This window comes from Geomonas sp. RF6, assembly GCF_021044625.1.
Classification (GTDB): Bacteria; Desulfobacterota; Desulfuromonadia; order Geobacterales; family Geobacteraceae; genus RF6.
Genome location: NZ_CP087999.1, coordinates 1,812,120 through 1,828,457, shown reverse-complemented (window position 1 = coordinate 1,828,457; position 16,338 = coordinate 1,812,120). Strand labels below are relative to the sequence as shown.

Here is a 16,338-nt window from a genome sequence, read left to right as displayed (position 1 = left end):
GCGGTGAAAGAAAAGATCAGCGGACCCTTTACCGACCTCACCATCGGCCAGTATTTCGACACCGTCGTGGCCTCCCAGCCGGAGCATGAATTCATCGTCTACCCCGACCGTGACCTGCGCTGGACCTGGGGGGAATTCAACAGGCGCGTCGATGCCCTGGCGAAGGGGCTCCTCGCCCTCGGTCTCAAGAAGGGGGACCACCTGGGGATGTGGGCCCGCAACGTGCCGGACTGGCTCACCTTCATGTTCGCGACCGCAAAGATCGGTGTCGTCTTTGTGACCGTGAACCCGGTGTACAAGAGCCACGAGCTCGCCTACGTCCTCACCCAGTCGGACATGAAGGCGCTGTGCATCATAGACAGCTTCCGCGACGTGGACTACGTGAGCATCGTGCGGGGGCTCGTGCCCGAGGCCGCCACGCAGCAGAGGGGGCACCTCGATTCGGAGCGCTTCCCCTTCCTGAAAAAGCTGATCTACATGGGTGCGGAGAAGCACCGCGGCTTCTACACGGTTCCGGAGTTGCTCCTCCTCGGCGAGCACTACAGCGACGCCGACTATGCAGCCGCCCGCGAGGGGCTCTCGGCGGACGACGTCATCAACATGCAGTACACCTCCGGGACGACCGGATTCCCAAAAGGGGTCATGCTCTCCAGCCGCAACATCCTGAACAACGGCTACTACATCGGGGAGCGCCAGAAATTCACCAAGATGGACCGCCTCTGCCTGCCGGTCCCCCTTTTCCACTGCTTCGGGTGCGTGCTCGGCGTGATGGCGGTGCTGACCCACGGCAGCACACTCGTCATGCTGGAGAGCTTCGACCCGCTTCTGGCGCTCGCCGCTGTCCAGAAGGAGAAGTGCACCGCGATCTACGGCGTGCCGACCATGTTCATCGCGGAGCTCACCCACCCCATGTTCTCCCTCTTCGACACGAGTTCGCTGCGCACCGGTATCATGGCCGGTTCCCCCTGCCCGATCGAGACGATGAAGCAGGTAATGAGCAGGATGCACGCCTCCGAGATCACCATCGCCTACGGTCTCACCGAGGCAAGCCCCGTCTTCATCCAGACCTCCACCGACGACACGGTGGAGCGGCGCTGCGAGACGATCGGCACCGCAATGCCGGAGATCGAGGTGCGGGTGGTCGATCCGGAAACGGGAGAGGACTGCCCGCCGGGAGTGCCCGGCGAGTTTCTGTGCCGCGGCTACAACGTGATGAAGGGGTACTACAAGATGCCGGAGCAGACCGCCGCCGCCATCGACCGCGACGGCTGGCTCCACTCCGGCGATTTGGGGACGGTGGACGAGGACGGCTACTACCGGGTCACCGGGCGCCTGAAGGACATGATCATCCGCGGCGGCGAAAACATCTACCCACGGGAGATCGAGGAGTTCCTCTACACCATGCCCGGGGTGAAGGACGTGCAGATCGTCGGCGTGCCGGATCAGAAATACGGCGAGGTGGTCGGCGCCTTTGTGATGCGCGCCGCCGGCAGCGACATCACCGAGGAGGATGTGCGGGAATTCGCCCAGAGCCGCATCGCGCGCTACAAGTGCCCGAAGCACGTCTGGTTCGTGGAGGAATTCCCCATGACCGCCTCCAACAAGATCCAGAAGTACAAGTTGCGCCAGATGGCGGCGGACTCTCTCGGGGTCGCCGATGTGAAGGTTTTTGCCAGCGAGGCCGCAGAGGGAGAGAGTGCGGCAGTTGGCACTATCCCATTGACCTGATCTCATGGATGTTGTATACGAAATGGCGCAGCGCCGGCAGTGGAAGGTGCTCATTAACAGCACAGAGGCTTGATATGCACGAGATACGCTGGCACGGGCGTGGCGGGCAGGGTGCCGTCACCAGCTCGAAGATACTTGCCGCCGCGGCCTACCGCAGCGGGTTTGCCGGAGTCACCGCCGCACCTACCTTCGGGGCGGAACGGCGCGGAGCTCCGATCACTGCGTCGACCCGCTTCGACAACGCACCGATCCGCATGTACTCGCAGGTGGTGGAGCCGAGCGTCGTGGTAGTTTTGGACGAGTCGCTCCTTCGCGTCGCCAACGCCACCGCCGGTCTGCGGCCAAACGGCGTGGTCATCGTCAACACCGCCCGATCGAAGGGGGAACTGGGACTGCCTGAAGGTGTGCGGGTGGTTGCCGCCGACGTGACCGGCGCCGCCGAGGCGGTGGGACTCATCGTCGGCGGGGAGCCGATGGTCAATACCGCCATCCTCGGGTCGATCGCAAAGGCGACTGGGCTCATCAGCATGGAAAGCATCCGGGAGGCCATCTCCGACGCCTTCTCCGGCGCGGCCGCGGCGAAAAACATCGAGGCTGCGCAGATAGCGTACGACCGCACGGAAGGAGGGGAGCTCCCATGAGCAGGCATTGCGAAATAGCGCAGTCGACGCCGAGCATAGGCGAGGGGGGGCACACCGGAGACTGGCGCAGCAGCCGGCCGGTCATCGGGGAGAAAGGGTGTCTCGCGGTGAAGCAGGGAAAGATCGCCTGCCAGATCTGCTGGGTGTACTGCCCCGACGCCTGCATCGCCCAGGGGGCGCCCCCCTCGATCGACCTCGACTACTGCAAGGGGTGCGGCATCTGTTCCCAGGTCTGCCCGGCGGGCGCCATAGCGATGGAGCCGGAGTCCCGCCATCGCTGAAAGGCGGCGGCTGCCCCCACGGAAAGCCGCGCACGGGAGAAGCACCAGGAGTTTCAGGAGAGAAGTCCATGTCCAGTACCGTCGTAATCACCGGCAATGAAGCCGCCGCCACCGCTGCAAAGCTTGCCCGCGTACAGGTGGTGGCAGCGTACCCCATAACCCCGCAGTCTTCCGTTGTGGAGACGCTCTCCAGGTGGGTCGAGTCGGGGGAGCTCGCTGCCGAGTTCGTGACGGTGGAGTCGGAGCATTCCGCCCTCACCGTCTGCCTCGCCGCCTCCACGGTCGGCGCGCGCACCTTCACCGCCACCAGCTCCAACGGCCTCGCCTATATGACCGAGCAGGTCTGGTGGACGGCCGGGGCACGCCTTCCCGTGGTGATGGGGTGCGTGAACAGGTCGCTGGCGGCGCCGTGGAACGTGCTGAACGACCAGCAGGACTCCATGTCGGTGCGCGACTCCGGGTGGATCCAGCTCTACTGCCGCGACAACCAGGAGATCCTCGACACCTTCCTGCAGGCTTTCCGCATAGCCGAGGAGCTCAGCCTCCCGGTGATGGTGTGCTACGACGGCTTCCTTCTGTCGCATACCGTCATGCCTGTGCACGTTCCGAGCGCGGAGGAGGCGGATGCCTTCCTCCCCCCCCGTCCGGCGGGGCTGCAGATCGTCGACCTGAACGACCCGCGCAACATCGGACCGGTGACGCTGGCGGATCCGCGCCGCGACGCCAGCGGTGTACTGCACGGCGGCTACATGGAAATACGCCACGCCCACCAGCAGGCGCTGGCCGAGGCGCTGGATGTCATTCCCGCGGTCGATGCAGAGTTTGCCGACGTTTTCAGACGGAGTTGGGGGGGGCTCACCTGGGAGCATCGGCTGGAGGATGCCGAGGTGGTGCTGGTGGCGGCAGGGTCGCTGGGTATGGAGCTCACCCTGGCGGCGGACGAGCTGCGGGGCGAGGGGATCCGGGCCGGCGTGCTCGGGATCCGCGCCTATCGTCCCTTTCCCGTTGAGCACCTGTGCGGGAAGCTGGTGGGTCGCACGCTGGCGATCGTGTTCGACAAGGCGCTCAGCTACGGCTATGGAGGGCCGATCTGCACCGACCTGCGCGCCGCCCTCTCAGGACGGGAAAAGATGCCGACCGTCTTTGGCACCATCACCGGCCTCGGGGGGCGCGATGTGACCGCCGCCCAGCTCGCCGAAGAGGCCAGAGCCGCCATCAGCGACGCCGAAGCGGGGATGAGCCAGCGTCGGACGGTGTGGGTCAACCTGCAGGATGTCGCCGCCGACGGAAAGACGATGTGCGGCGTCAGGGAGTAATGAGTATGTCCACGAAGATCCTCGACCTACCTACCACCGAATACATGCTCCCCGGCAACCGCGCCTGCGCCGGGTGCGCCATAGGGATTGGACTGCGCTCCATTACGAAGGCGCTGGATGGAAAAATGGTGCTGGTGAATCCTGCAAGTTGCCTCACCGTGCTGGGGGGGATGTACCCGGTCTCTTCCATGCGCATACCGTGGATCAACGTCTCCTTCCCGAGCACCGCTGCAGCAGCGGCTGGAGTCGTGGCAGGACTGCGCGCCCAGGGACGGGCCGACGAGATGACCGTTCTGGCGATGGCGGGGGACGGCGGCACCGGCGACATCGGCATCCAGGCGCTCTCCGGCGCTGCCGAGCGCAACGACGACTTCATCTATATGTGCTACGACAACGAAGCGTACATGAACACGGGGACGCAGCGATCCGGCCTCACGCCGCACGGAGCACGGACCACCACGACGAGCCGCGGCAAGAAGGAGAACCCGAAGGACCTGCCGCGCATCATGGAAGCTCACGGCATCCCCTACATCGCGTCAACCTCCGCCGTCTACCCCACCGACGTCTACGACAAGATGGTGAAGGCGCGCGGCATCAAAGGGTTGCGCTACCTGCACATGAACGTCCCCTGTCCCAACGGCTGGGGGTTTGACCCGAAGGACACGGTAAAGCTCGGAAAGCTGGCGGTGGAGACAGGGCTCGTTGCCCTCTATGAAATTGACGGCGGCATCTTCCGCCTCACCGACCGGAGCGCAATGCTGGCTGCGGGAGGAAAGCCGCTGGTACCGGTCGCCGAGTTCTTCGCCACACAGGCGCGCTTCAAGAGCCTTCCCCCGCAGAGCGTGGCGGATGTGCAGACGTGGGTGGACCGGCGCTGGAAAGAGTACGTCTCGCGTCATCAGGCGGAGTAAGGCGCGGCCGAGGCGAAGCCTCGCGAGCAAGTACATTCCCAAGCCGGAGCTTGGGAACGAGGGGCCAGAAACAAGGCGTCGCGGGAACTACCCGCGAGATGTAAATCCACCTCAGCCACCGGCAGTTGGTCCCTCCCCTTTCAAGGGGGAGGACAGGAGGGGGATGGGTCGGCACTCACCAACTCTACTGAACCTGACACCTTCTACCCCATCCCCACCCTGACCCTCCCCTTGAAAGGGAGGGGGCTGTAAGCTCCTGTTGTGGCAGAGATTGACCGTCACACAAACAGCGGCACGCTGGCACCCAGCCCATGAACCACGCTGGTGAAGGCGTTCCTCTGCTCGAGCTTCGCCGCGCCGAAACGCTCCTCGAAAAGACTGCGGATAAAGGGGATCCTTGAGGTCCCGCCGGTGAGAAAGACGGTGTCGATCCCCTCGTGTGTCACGCCGGACTTTGCGACGACCTCATCGATGCAGGCGGCGATCTTCCTCACATTCTCCCGATTTATCGTTTCAAACTCCTCCCTGGAAACATCCTCCCGTATGGTCAGGTCACGCTCGGTGAAGCTCACGGTGGCGAGATCGTGCTGCGACAGCTCGCACTTTGCCTTTTCGATGCACTGAAAGAGGAAAAAGCCGTAATTGTCGCCTATCAGATGCTCCAGGTTTTCGATCGCCTTCCTGTCCGTGGCCGCATTCTTGATGAGCCTGATCTGCTCCCTGATCTTTCTCGCCCGCAGCAGTGGGATCCTGTGCCACTGGCATAGCGTGTAGATTATGCTGTGCGGGATGTCGAACAGCTCGTCCTTTCCCATCCCCTTGTATTTGACGCCGCGGCCGAAGTATCTGGCGATCTTTTCCCACATGATCTGCGAATCGAACTTGTCCCCCGCCGTGTACACCCCACCGAGCGACAGCACATCGCTGCGCCGGTCCGCGCGGGCGAAGGCACCCCCCTTCACCCGGATCACCGTGAAGTCCGATGTTCCCCCGCCGAAGTCGCCGATGAAGACCACCTTCTCCGCACCTGCGGGGAGAGACTCCTCGTAGGAGAGCGCCGCAGCCACCGGCTCGAACTGGAAGAAGATCTCCTTGAATCCCGCCTTGCGCGCCGCCTTCTCGAGCCTCACCTGCGCCAGGGCGTCCTTCTCCGCGTCTTCGGAGAAGAGCACCGGACGCCCGAGCACGACGCTGTCCACGGCGGTGCCGACGTGCGCCTCCCCCCTGGCCTTGATCTTTTTGAGGATGATGGCGACCAGGTCGTCGATGCCGTACTTCCTGCCGAACACTTCGGTCCCTTCGAAGCTGCGGTTCGGCAGAAAATTCTTTATGGACTGCATGAACCGGCCGGCTGCACCGTCGCTCACGTACTGGTTGATTGCCTCCTGGCCGGTGAAGATCTGGTGGTCCTCGTCAAAGTAGAGGACCGAGCGCATCAGGGAGCCGCTGGGGCTGAGAGCGTCGACGTCGACGATGTCGACCTTGCCGTTGCGGTACACCGAAAGAGCCGAGTTGGTGGTGCCGAAATCGACTCCGAAAACAATGGACATGAAAACTCCTGGGATAGAAATGGCAAAGGGCGGACGCAGGCCCGCCTGTAATGATGGAATGTGGCGCTATGAATTCGGACAGCCGGCAGTAAATATCAGGAAGCAGAATCGGAGGGCGGCGCAGCGAAGTAGCAACATGATCCAGCGAAGATACGTCCTGTTTAGCAGAAAGGGGAGGGGGCCTGCAACCTCTAATCGCACCCCGTACCAACACCCGGGGTCAGAGCTGCCCCCGGGGCAACCCGCACTTCTTGACTTTGGTCATTGAATCCCCGAGCGATATTGCTACTGTAGTGCCATTTTTTGGGTGCCACCGTCCTTCCCGGCGCCCCGCAATTACCTGCTTTAGGGCGCGAGCCCTCACCACGAAAATGAGGAGAAAACGATGCTGAAGAGAAAGGTGTTGGTGGCAGCGACTCTGGCCGCCGGTGCGCTCGCCGCGATGTCGCTGCCGAGCCTGACGACGGCGGCGAAGACGAAGCCGGCGCCCAAGATGGTGAACGACGGACGGGCCAAATGTTACGAGTGCCACGAGGAGGTCAAGGCGCTCAAGGAAGGGTCGAAGCACGCGAAGCTGTCGTGCAAGACCTGCCACGACAGGATCGACGAGCACCTGAAGGATTCCTCCACGGTTCCCGGCACCCGTGTAGATCACGAGGTGTGCGGCAAATGTCACAAGAGCCAGTACGACAGCTTCTTTGAGGTGCACTACGACCCGAGCGGCGCCCGCAAGGACAAGGGGATGCCCGGCGGCCGTTCTCCCATGCAGGACAAACTCCTCGCGGGGCACGGCTTCACCTTCGAGCACACCGAGCCGCGCGGGCACGCCCACATGGTGGTGGATCAGTTCGCCTCCGATCGGTTCCAGGGTGGGCGCTACCAGTTCAAGGGGGGGTGGGCCAACTACGACAAGACAGGGAAGACCTGGGATATCCTGGAGGACAAGGGCGCCGGCACGAAGCTCCCCGAGACCGCCATGGCGGGGAACCCCACCTGCATGCAGTGCAAGAGCAGCGACCTGATCCTCAAGTGGAAATTCATGGGGGAGAAGGGGGGGAAGTTCGACCGCACCTCCAACGTGAATGATGTTGCAAAGGAAGTACAAAACCCGCTCGGGTGCATCTTCTGCCACGACCCGCACGGTACGCAGCCGCGCGTGATCCGCGACGCCCTCATCCAGGGGGTGCAGCAGAATGCCGGCGGAAACATCTTCTCCAAGGGGGGGAAGACCGACCTGAAGGCCGTCGACTTCCGCGGCTTCCGCAAGATCGGGATCATGGAGAAGACGGACTCACGGATGATGTGCGCCCAGTGCCACGTCGAGTACAACTGCAATGCCGGCACGCAGTGGAGCGACGGGAAGGCCGTGAAGGGAGACGATCCGCGCACCAACCACTTCCCGCTGAAGTCGGCGAAGGATCTTCTGGAGCACTACAAGAAGCTCGACTTCTACGACTTCAAGCACGCCGTCACCGGCGCGCGGCTTGTGAAGCTTCAGCACCCCGAGGCGGAGACCTACGCCGGCAGCGTGCACGACAAGGCGGGTGTCCAGTGCCACCAGTGCCACATGCCGAAGCAGAAGGGGAAGGACGGCAAGATCTTTTCCAGCCACTCGGTGGTGAGGCCGGCCCACGCTGTGCAGGAGGCTTGCCTCGGGTGCCACCCGAAGGATGGCGCCGCGAAGAAGAAGTACCAGATCGAGACGATCCGCAACTACACAAAGGGTAAGATGCGGAAGGCTGAGTACTGGCTGGGGAGCCTGATTGACACTTATGCCGCGGCGCAGCGCCTCGGCGTGGCTGAGACGGTGCTGGCGCAGGCGCGCGAGAAGCATGAAGAGGCCCACGTGCTGTGGGAGTACTGGACGGCGGAGAACAGCGACGGCTTCCACAACCCGCAGCTGGCCCGTGAAAGCCTCACCGCCTCCATCTCCGCCTCAAAAGCAGGGGTGAAGATCCTGAACGACGCCATGCTGGCGAAGAAGGACGAGAAGAAGTAGGTAACGGAGAAGTGTCGACAAAAAAAGGCGCCCCGGCAGATAGTTGCCGCGGCGCCTTTTTTCCGTTTCATCCACATTTTCGTGCCCCCTGGAGGTGTGTTCCTTCAACGGAACGGGAGCCTCACGTTCCCCCTTAGCGAAGGGGGGACAGGGGGGATTTGCCTTTGGCGATGCCAGGACATCGCCCAGTTGAACCCGTCTCCGCCGGCTACCCAGCCTACCCCATCGCCTGCTGCAAATCCGCTATCAGATCCTCCGTGTCCTCCAGGCCGCACGACATACGCACCAGTCCGTCCACGATCCCCCGCCGTTCCCTCTCCTCCCGTGCCATGCCGTGATGCGTCGAGGTGATCGGCTGGGTGACCAGGCTCTCGGTGCCCCCGAGACTGGCGGCGATGGTGAAGATCCCCAGTCGGTCGACCATCGCGGAGGTAGCCGCTGCGTCACCGTCGTACACAAAACTCACCATTCCGCCGAATCCCCGCATCTGACGCGCGGCGACGGCGTGACCGGGAAAATCGGGCAGCCCCGGGTAGTTCACCTTGAGCACCTTGGGATGTTTGGACAGGAACTCGGCTACGGCAAGGGCGGTGGCGTTCTGCTGGCGCACCCGTACCGTCAGCGTACGCAGGCTGCGGGCAAGGAGGTATGCCACCTCTGGAGCCATGATCTGCCCGAGATTCTTGCGCCACGGCCAGATCGGCTCCACGCGCGCCTTCGGCCCGATCACCACGCCCCCCGTGAGATCGCTGTGACCGCCAAGGTACTTGGTGGTGCTGTGGAGGACGATGTCCGCTCCCAACGCCAGCGGGTTCTGGTTGGCCGGCGAGGCAAAGGTGTTGTCGACCACCGTCAGGACCCCCGCTCCCCGGGCCGTCTCCGCGACCGCACCGATGTCGAATATCTCCATATTGGGATTGGTGGGGGTTTCAAAGAAAACGATGCGGGTACGTTCCGTCATTGCCTCGCGCAGGCGATCCACCTCATTTCCGAGGAGAAAGGTGGTCTCGATGCCGAGATTCGGCAGGTTGCGCGCCAGCAGCTCAAACGTCCCTCCATAAACGTCACCGATGCAGACGATGTGATCGCCCGCCTTGCAGTGGGTGAGGAATGTTGCCGCCTCCGCCGCCATCCCGGAGCTGAAGGCGAGAGCGAGTTCCCCTCCTTCCAGCAACGCCAGCTTGCGCTCCACCGCGCGGATCGTGGGATTCTGCCCGAAGCGCGTATAGAAGTTTCCTTCCTTGCGACCTTCGACCACATCGAGCAGTGCCTGCGTCGAGGGGAAGCCGAAGGTGGAGTGATTGTAGAGAGGGACGTGTATCCCCCCCTGGGGGTCCATCACATCGCCGCCATGTACGCAGAGGGTGGAAAAGCCTGTCTTTTGATCTTTCATCGGTAGTTCCTCCTGACAGACATCAGGGTTGAAACCGATACTGAGGCAGGAAGGCGGGTGGGTTAAGGCTTCGAAGGCGCGTCATTGCAGTTCACTCGCCATCACAGTCCATGAGGCATGAGAATATGGTAATACCTTTTTGGCCTCTCGTTGCAAGGACAACGGCAAATTGTTTTTAAGCTTTGATCGATACTCAAAACGGGTGTCGGGGGTGACGATCATTGGATAAAGGGGAGGCGGCTATGCGCACCACTACAACGCTCTGGACACCTTGCCAGTCATGGAGTTACAGCTGGAATCTGAAACCCCTAGCCGTCTGCTTCCTGAGCATCGGTGGCCTCGATCTCTGACCTACCGAGCCAGTAGCATGCCAGCGGAGCCGGGATTTTCAGGGCCTCGATCTCGCCCCCTCCCAGCGACAGAACTCCGAAGTCTGCTGCATCCTTAGTGATAACATATGCACGCTTCACCTTACGTTCCTTGCAGAACTCCACTAGTCCCTTTAGCTCATTGCTGGTGACATTGGTTCCGCGGTATTTGACCTCAAAGGGCACCAGCCGCCCCCCCACATCAGCTATGATGTCCACTTCCAGGTCCTTTTTCCCGCCGCGCCAATATGAGAAGGAGATGCTCCGCTGGTAATAGCGGGTGAAGACATGTTTGAAAAAGGCGGTCTCGACGGCCTGGCCCAGCGAGTTCACATCCTCCAGAAGCCCCTTTCCTTTCAGGAGGACGCCGGGGGCGATCGCTGCGTCAGCCAGGTAGATCTTTGCCTTTCCCCTGAGAATCTCCTTCCCATAGCCGAAGGGAAGCAGGCGGTAAATCAAGTGGGTCGCTTCCAAAAGGGCGATGAAGTTACTGGCGGTAGCTTTCTTTACCTCCAGGTTTTTGCTAAGTACCTGCATGTCCATAAGGCCGCCGTCGTGCAGACAGAGATACAGGAAGGTCTGTTCGAGCTCCAGCACTCGCCGCACCCCAAACAGCGCGGTCATATCCCGCTTCAGCACCTTGTCGACAATGTCCTCTCGGAGGAGTTTCTGCGCCATCGGGATGCTGCTGACTAACGTGCTTTGTGGAAAACCGCCGCGCAGGAGGTATTCGTGGAAAAGGCCGGTCAACGGCCGCGAGTCCTCCCCAATGCGGGCAAACCACCCTGGGGTTTTACCGAACAGCGTCATCAGGGAGGTCATCGGCGGCAACTGCGGCATCGGATCGTTGCGGATTTGCAGGTACTCGTAGAAAGAGAGTGTTGCCAGTCTGATGGTGTGCCAGCGGCCCACTCCCGACTCCTGCCCTTCCATCTGCAGCGGGGTAGCAGACCCCGTCACGGCAATCCGCCGCTTCTTCTCGAAGTCCACCTGATGCTTTAGCCAGACCTGCCAGTCCTTCGTGGCCTGGATCTCGTCGAGAAAGAGGTACTCAACCCCCTCCCGCGCCGGCTCGAACTCTCGCCAAAGTCGGAGCAGGCCGTCCAGCCCGATTAGCTTGAGCAGCGGATGGTCGAAGGTGGCGTAAAGTATATTGGTGGGTGCTACCCCCTGATCCAGCAGCACATCGATTGCCTGGAGCAGGAGTGTGGTCTTGCCGACCTGGCGCGGACCCGATAGCAACAGGGCACGCCCTGCTGGTGGGGCATGCAGCCAATCATTTACTTCCCGAAAGGCTGCGCGTCGCCAAGCAGGCAGATCCGGAAAACGAGCCCCCGACCACCATGGATTGTATTGCCTCAACACGGCGATGAGCTCAGCACTAGATGCAATCACAGGACTACCTCCTAAAGAACGGGATTAAGGCCAGTATACTGGCCTTAAAAGGCACTAGCAAGTCATTAGAGGTGCAGAAGGGAATAAATTCGCAGGAGGGTGGCGTTAAGCTAGGGGAGAGTGGGGTGTAGAACCCGGTCGATCGTGCGGACCGGGGCAGAAAGATTCAGAAAACTAATAAATCCCTGCAAACCTATGGCCTCGTCGCAGTGAAAACCGCCCTCAGCGGTGCCGGGTGCCCTTCGATCGTCTTCTCCGGGTCATCCGGATCAAGAAAATCCGCCAGCGACTCAAAGTGCATCCACTCCGTCGAGCGCTGCTCCTCGCGGCTGGTGCGGTTGGTGTCGACGCAGGCAATCTCGGTGAATCCGCACCGCTGCAGCCACAACATCATCGCCGCAATCGACGGCAGAAACCACACATTGCGCATCTTCGCGTAGCGTCCCTCCGGCATGAAGATCGTCTGCTGATCCCCTTCCACAATCAGCGTCTCCAGAATCAGTTGTCCCCCCCGGCGCAGGCACCCCTTCAGCTCGAAAAGATGGTCCAGGGGGGAACGACGATGGTACAGGACGCCCATGGAGAAGACGCTGTCGAAGCAGGCGAGATCGGGGGGGACATCCTCGATGCCGATGGGGATGCCATGATGCTGCGGATCGCGTATGTAGCGCTGCATCACCTGGAACTGCTGCACCGAGAGGAGAAACGGCTCGATCCCGAGCACGAAATCGGCGCCGGCGCCGCGCATGCGCCAGCCGTGATAGCCGTTGCCGCAGCCGACGTCGAGGACCCTGCGTCCCGCCAGCGGCTGGATGTGCGGAAAAACGCGATCCCACTTCCAGTCCGACCGCCACTCGGTATCGATCTTGATGCCGAAGAAGTTGTAGGGCCCTTTTCTCCACGGGTGAAATGCCTGGAGTTGAGCGATCAGCTCCTCCCTGTCGATGTCACCAAGATCGCTGCTGCAGCCGATGGTGACATTGTCTTTCAGCTCGATTCGGGAGGGACGTATCTCCGGCAGCGACTGGAGGGCGCTTAGCCACGCCGCCATCTTGCCGTGCCCGTCGAGGTCCAGTCTTTCCGGTAGGGTCGCTTGCAGTTGCTCTGCCCAGCGCTCCTGCCCCATGGCGGCGAGTTGCGGATAGAGGGTGTCGTAAAATTTCATTTTATCGCAACCAGAGAGGCAAAGTTGAAGCACTGGAACCACAGATCTGAGGAAGAGAATCCCGCGGCCTCCAGCCGCTCCTGGTGACAGGAGAGGGTCTCCGGGATCATCACCTTTTCCAGCGCCGAGCGCTTTTGGCTGATCTCGAGGTCGCTGTAGCCGTTGGCCCGTTTGAAGTCGTGATGCAACTCTTCATGAAAGTGCTGTCGCACCGGCTCGCTGAAGGCGATCTTTTCTGAGAGGATGAGGATGCCGCCTGGTCTCAGCCCCGCATGGATCCGCTGAATCAGCGCCAGACGCTGCGCCGGCGGGATGAACTGCAGGGTAAAGTTGAGGACGACTACCGAGGCGTTCTCGATAGCCACCTCCTGGATATCGGCACAGATCATCGTCACCGGAACGGTTGGCACGGAATCGCGCGCGAGGAGCTCCCGCCCGCGCTCGATCATTGCGGGGGAGTTATCAACAGCGATTATGTCGCACTCCGGCTGCTTGATGCGCTGGCGCATCGCGAGGGTGGCCGCTCCGAGCGAACAGCCGAGATCATAGCAGTGGCTCCCGGGCTGGGCGTACTTCCCGGCGAGGATGCCGATATTGGATATGATCATGCCGTACCCGGGAACGGAGCGTTGTATCATATCGGGAAAAACCGCAACGACCCGTTCATCGAATTTAAAGTCGATCATTTCCTGCAAGGGCGCAGCATAGATTGAATCTGTCTTTTTGGTCACAGTAGAGTGGTCCTTTTGGAACTGTCTGTTCGTGAAAAGAGGAAGATAGCTGGTTTGCCGCGGAACATCAACCCCTTGTTGCGCACGGATCAACCCCCTCTTGCCACCCGGTGTAGCTATTCTGAGCGTTTGAGCGCTGCTGCAACCCCAGCGCATTGTAGGTAAGCCGTGGAGAAGGTGGTGAACTTCGGGACGTCACCGAACAAGCCAGGCAGGAACGGGCCCTGCGTGAGGCCCCACGGAGGGAACAGAGGTCAATCGTCCTCAAAGCAGAAGATATTGACATTCAAGATCTCGGTAAACATAATTACCTAAAAGGTACTCACAGACACTATGACCTCCGGTCACATACAATATCCAGATAGGCTTTTTGAGGTGCATGTAGCAAAGGTCCCTTATCAAGGGGGGCTGCACATGACAACGTCGAATAGATCTTCTGTCATAGTTTTTCAGAACCACACGGAGGATATGGAGTTCCTGGCCTCCTCCGGCGTAGTTGCTGTCGTTCTCGATGCCGAAATGCTCGGCCCTTCCCGGCTCAATCTGCTGGCCAACCTCAGATCCTCGTATCCCGAAGTTACCATCATAGTCGCAGACCGCCCTGACTTGCGCGCTGCCCCGGAAAGTCTTGTGCCGGAGCGACTCATCAGGGCCGCGCAGTACATCCAGGATCACTGCTCCGAGCCGTTATACCTCGAGAGGATCGCCAGCGAGGCATGCCTTAGCAAGTTCCACTTCAGCCGGGAGTTCAAGAGATACTTCTCCGTCAGTCCCATCCAGTTCATGATCAACAGTCGCATCAATCTAGCTTTGGACCTCATGGCCCAAGGTATGTCCCCTCTTGCGCATGTAGCCGTCCATTGCGGATTCAGTGACCAGAGCGAATTCACCAAATGGTTTCAACGTATCACAGGCTCACCTCCTTCCTCATGGAACCCCAAAGGGTAAAGTTCCACCCATAGTTTGCATTCATTCAGCAAAATAACACAAGACGACCAATTTCTGGCTCCCTTATAGTCTAGCCGCCACGAGCAGCCGCTTATGGCAACCCCGTCCGCTGATCCTTACAGCCCCGTCATGTGCTGGACTTACAGGCTGACAACAGATATGGAGCGCATATGAGACTGGAGGAAAATTTGTGCGAGGAGCCAAAAGTCCAGAAGACAGACGGCAAAGAACTTTGGCTTTTGGGACGGGGACGGACGCATGAGCATCCTGGTAGTACCCCGGAGGTCGGCATGAGAGCGGTGAGAATCACTCTCACATATGAGGACGGCACTTCTTGTGACATCGCTGGGGACGCTGTCGCGTTGTATGATGAAAATGGTGAAGTCAGCGGGGCAATCGCCGCTTTGATCGACAGTAGGCACAACACGATGCAGCAAGAGCTGCAAGACTCGTACGACCAGTTGGAAAAACGAGTGCAGGAGCGGACGGTTGAGCTGAAATCGGCGCTTGATTCCCTGAAATTTGAAACGGAGGAGCGCATGCAAACACTGGCTGCGCTCCGGGAGAGGGAGGAACTGCTGATTCACCAAAGCCGGCTTGCGACGATGGGAGAGATGATTGACAACATTGCCCATCAGTGGCGTCAGCCGCTGAACATCCTCGGCGTGATCTTTGAGGATGTCGCGATGCTGAACGAACGGAGGGAACTAACCGAACAATACCTGTCACAGAAACTTGAAAAAGCGACCGATCTGATCCAGCATATCTCAGATACCATAAACGCTTTCAGGTACTTCTTTTGCAGTACCGTGAGAAGAGAGTCTCTGAAGACGGCCGACTTAATAGCAATGGCATTGAATCTAGTTCAAGACAGCCTGATGGAAGACCAGATTGTGGTTGAGGTTGAGGTGATAGGGGCGCCTGCACTCTATGGGCAGGCCAATGAGCTATCGCAGGTGCTACTAAACATTCTCCTTAACTCTCGGGACGCCTTCCTGGAGCTAAAGGACTGCGAGGTGCGCAGAATACAGATACGGACCTACTGCGAGAATGGCAGGACCATCATCACCGTCGCAGATAATGCTGGTGGCATCGCCCAGCACATCATAGAACAGATCTTCGATCAATATGTCACAACGAAGGGCCCGGACAAAGGCACCGGCCTCGGGCTCTTCATCGGCAAATTGATAATCGAGAAGCACATGGCCGGCAACTTCACAGTCCGTAACATCGGCCTGGGGGCAGAGTTCAAGATCGACGTGGAGAGTTATCCCTCGTAAGGACTCCGATATACGAAGGGCCGGTAGACGCTGTCATGAGCGAGATAGGCTGCCAAGACCTCTGGTGGAAAGCGCGACATCTCTTGGGAATTTACTCCCCACCACACAGTCAGCCAACCAGTGCCGCCGGGAGTAGCCGCTTTGAGCGGCGAGCATCTTTTCGGTCAATAATGGAGAAGGGGACGCACGTGAAATATGCGTTGGAGAAATTCTTGATTGAAGGCGTCCCACTCTTTCACCTGATCACGCTATCAGGTTGGAAACTTCACCATCTTCGGGAAAGCGCGGTTCTTCCATCTTCTGTTTGGAAAATATGAGCTTCCCGTCACACACCACATCGAAAACACCACCACTCCCTTCTACCAGCGTGACTTTCACATTCGGAAACTGCGCCTTCAGTTCCGCTTCCACCCTGGAAGCATGAGGAAGATAGTTTCAACTTCCGCAGTAGGTGATAACGACGTCCATATAACCTCCCTTGTCACTTGTCTATGATGCACAGGCGCCACATATCTCTTAGAAGACGGCAGCCTGCCGTTTGGGTTCTGGTGCCGGGGCAGAGTCAGTAGCTGGTGGATTCTATTCTTAATTGCACCAGTTGATGTAAAAGCAGGACATGACAGGCAAATCTG

13 protein-coding genes and 1 pseudogene are annotated in these 16,338 nt (G+C 60.2%); 8 read left to right on the top strand and 6 right to left on the bottom strand.

What is annotated here, in order from left to right:
• Positions 1–3 precede the first annotated feature (3 nt).
• The 5 genes from LPW11_RS07820 (at position 4) to LPW11_RS07800 (ending at position 4,877) form a co-directional block, all read left to right on the top strand.
• Positions 4–1,728 carry an AMP-binding protein gene (locus LPW11_RS07820; RefSeq protein WP_331001606.1) on the top strand — a complete coding sequence of 575 codons (1,725 nt, stop codon included), beginning with the start codon at positions 4–6 and terminating at the stop codon, positions 1,726–1,728.
• A 74-nt stretch (positions 1,729–1,802) separates the two neighbouring features.
• Entirely contained in the window at positions 1,803–2,369 is a 567-nt protein-coding gene (locus LPW11_RS07815) for a 2-oxoacid:acceptor oxidoreductase family protein (protein ID WP_230997565.1), read from the top strand.
• A complete protein-coding gene (locus tag LPW11_RS07810) occupies positions 2,366–2,650 on the top strand; it encodes a 4Fe-4S binding protein (RefSeq protein WP_230997564.1) in 285 nt (94 codons plus the stop codon). Before LPW11_RS07815 ends, LPW11_RS07810 begins: the two co-directional genes overlap by 4 nt.
• 68 nt (positions 2,651–2,718) lie before the next feature.
• Complete coding sequence (locus LPW11_RS07805) at positions 2,719–3,966, top strand: pyruvate ferredoxin oxidoreductase (protein WP_230997563.1); 1,248 nt, start codon at positions 2,719–2,721, stop codon at positions 3,964–3,966.
• 5 nt (positions 3,967–3,971) lie between these two features.
• Positions 3,972–4,877 carry a thiamine pyrophosphate-dependent enzyme gene (locus LPW11_RS07800; RefSeq protein ID WP_230997562.1) on the top strand — a complete coding sequence of 302 codons (906 nt, stop codon included), beginning with the start codon at positions 3,972–3,974 and terminating at the stop codon, positions 4,875–4,877.
• A 278-nt stretch (positions 4,878–5,155) separates the two neighbouring features.
• Here the strand turns inward: LPW11_RS07800 and LPW11_RS07795 are convergent, their stop codons facing one another.
• A complete protein-coding gene (locus tag LPW11_RS07795) occupies positions 5,156–6,427 on the bottom strand; it encodes an Hsp70 family protein (RefSeq protein ID WP_230997561.1) in 1,272 nt (423 codons plus the stop codon).
• A 385-nt stretch (positions 6,428–6,812) separates the two neighbouring features.
• Here LPW11_RS07795 and LPW11_RS07790 point away from each other — a divergent pair, with 385 nt between their 5' ends.
• The gene (locus LPW11_RS07790) at positions 6,813–8,426 is read left to right on the top strand and encodes an ammonia-forming cytochrome c nitrite reductase subunit c552 (RefSeq protein WP_230997560.1); all 1,614 of its coding nucleotides are present in this window, start codon (positions 6,813–6,815) and stop codon (positions 8,424–8,426) included.
• 217 nt (positions 8,427–8,643) lie between these two features.
• On the opposite strand, the gene LPW11_RS07785 is transcribed toward LPW11_RS07790, so the two are convergent.
• From LPW11_RS07785 to cmoA, 4 genes are all read right to left on the bottom strand, one after another.
• Positions 8,644–9,819 carry a trans-sulfuration enzyme family protein gene (locus LPW11_RS07785; protein ID WP_230997559.1) on the bottom strand — a complete coding sequence of 392 codons (1,176 nt, stop codon included), beginning with the start codon at positions 9,817–9,819 and terminating at the stop codon, positions 8,644–8,646.
• A 308-nt stretch (positions 9,820–10,127) separates the two neighbouring features.
• The gene (locus LPW11_RS07780) at positions 10,128–11,582 is read right to left on the bottom strand and encodes an ATP-binding protein (protein ID WP_230997558.1); all 1,455 of its coding nucleotides are present in this window, start codon (positions 11,580–11,582) and stop codon (positions 10,128–10,130) included.
• A gap of 193 nt (positions 11,583–11,775) precedes the next feature.
• Complete coding sequence (cmoB, locus tag LPW11_RS07775) at positions 11,776–12,747, bottom strand: tRNA 5-methoxyuridine(34)/uridine 5-oxyacetic acid(34) synthase CmoB (protein WP_230997557.1); 972 nt, start codon at positions 12,745–12,747, stop codon at positions 11,776–11,778.
• Positions 12,744–13,433, bottom strand: coding sequence for a carboxy-S-adenosyl-L-methionine synthase CmoA (gene cmoA / locus LPW11_RS07770; RefSeq protein WP_230997556.1), 690 nt, complete (start codon positions 13,431–13,433; stop codon positions 12,744–12,746). Before cmoA ends, cmoB begins: the two co-directional genes overlap by 4 nt.
• Before the next feature lie 459 nt (positions 13,434–13,892).
• Here cmoA and LPW11_RS07765 point away from each other — a divergent pair, with 459 nt between their 5' ends.
• Both LPW11_RS07765 and LPW11_RS07760 read left to right on the top strand, forming a co-directional pair.
• The gene (locus LPW11_RS07765; protein ID WP_230997555.1) at positions 13,893–14,426 is read left to right on the top strand and encodes a response regulator transcription factor; all 534 of its coding nucleotides are present in this window, start codon (positions 13,893–13,895) and stop codon (positions 14,424–14,426) included.
• A gap of 290 nt (positions 14,427–14,716) precedes the next feature.
• Entirely contained in the window at positions 14,717–15,706 is a 990-nt protein-coding gene (locus LPW11_RS07760; RefSeq protein WP_230997554.1) for a sensor histidine kinase, read from the top strand.
• Positions 15,707–15,949: 243 nt separating this feature from the next.
• Here the strand turns inward: LPW11_RS07760 and LPW11_RS22395 are convergent.
• Positions 15,950–16,129: pseudogene (locus tag LPW11_RS22395) on the bottom strand (SelT/SelW/SelH family protein); the annotation flags it as partial.
• Between the last annotated feature and the right edge of the window lie 209 nt (positions 16,130–16,338).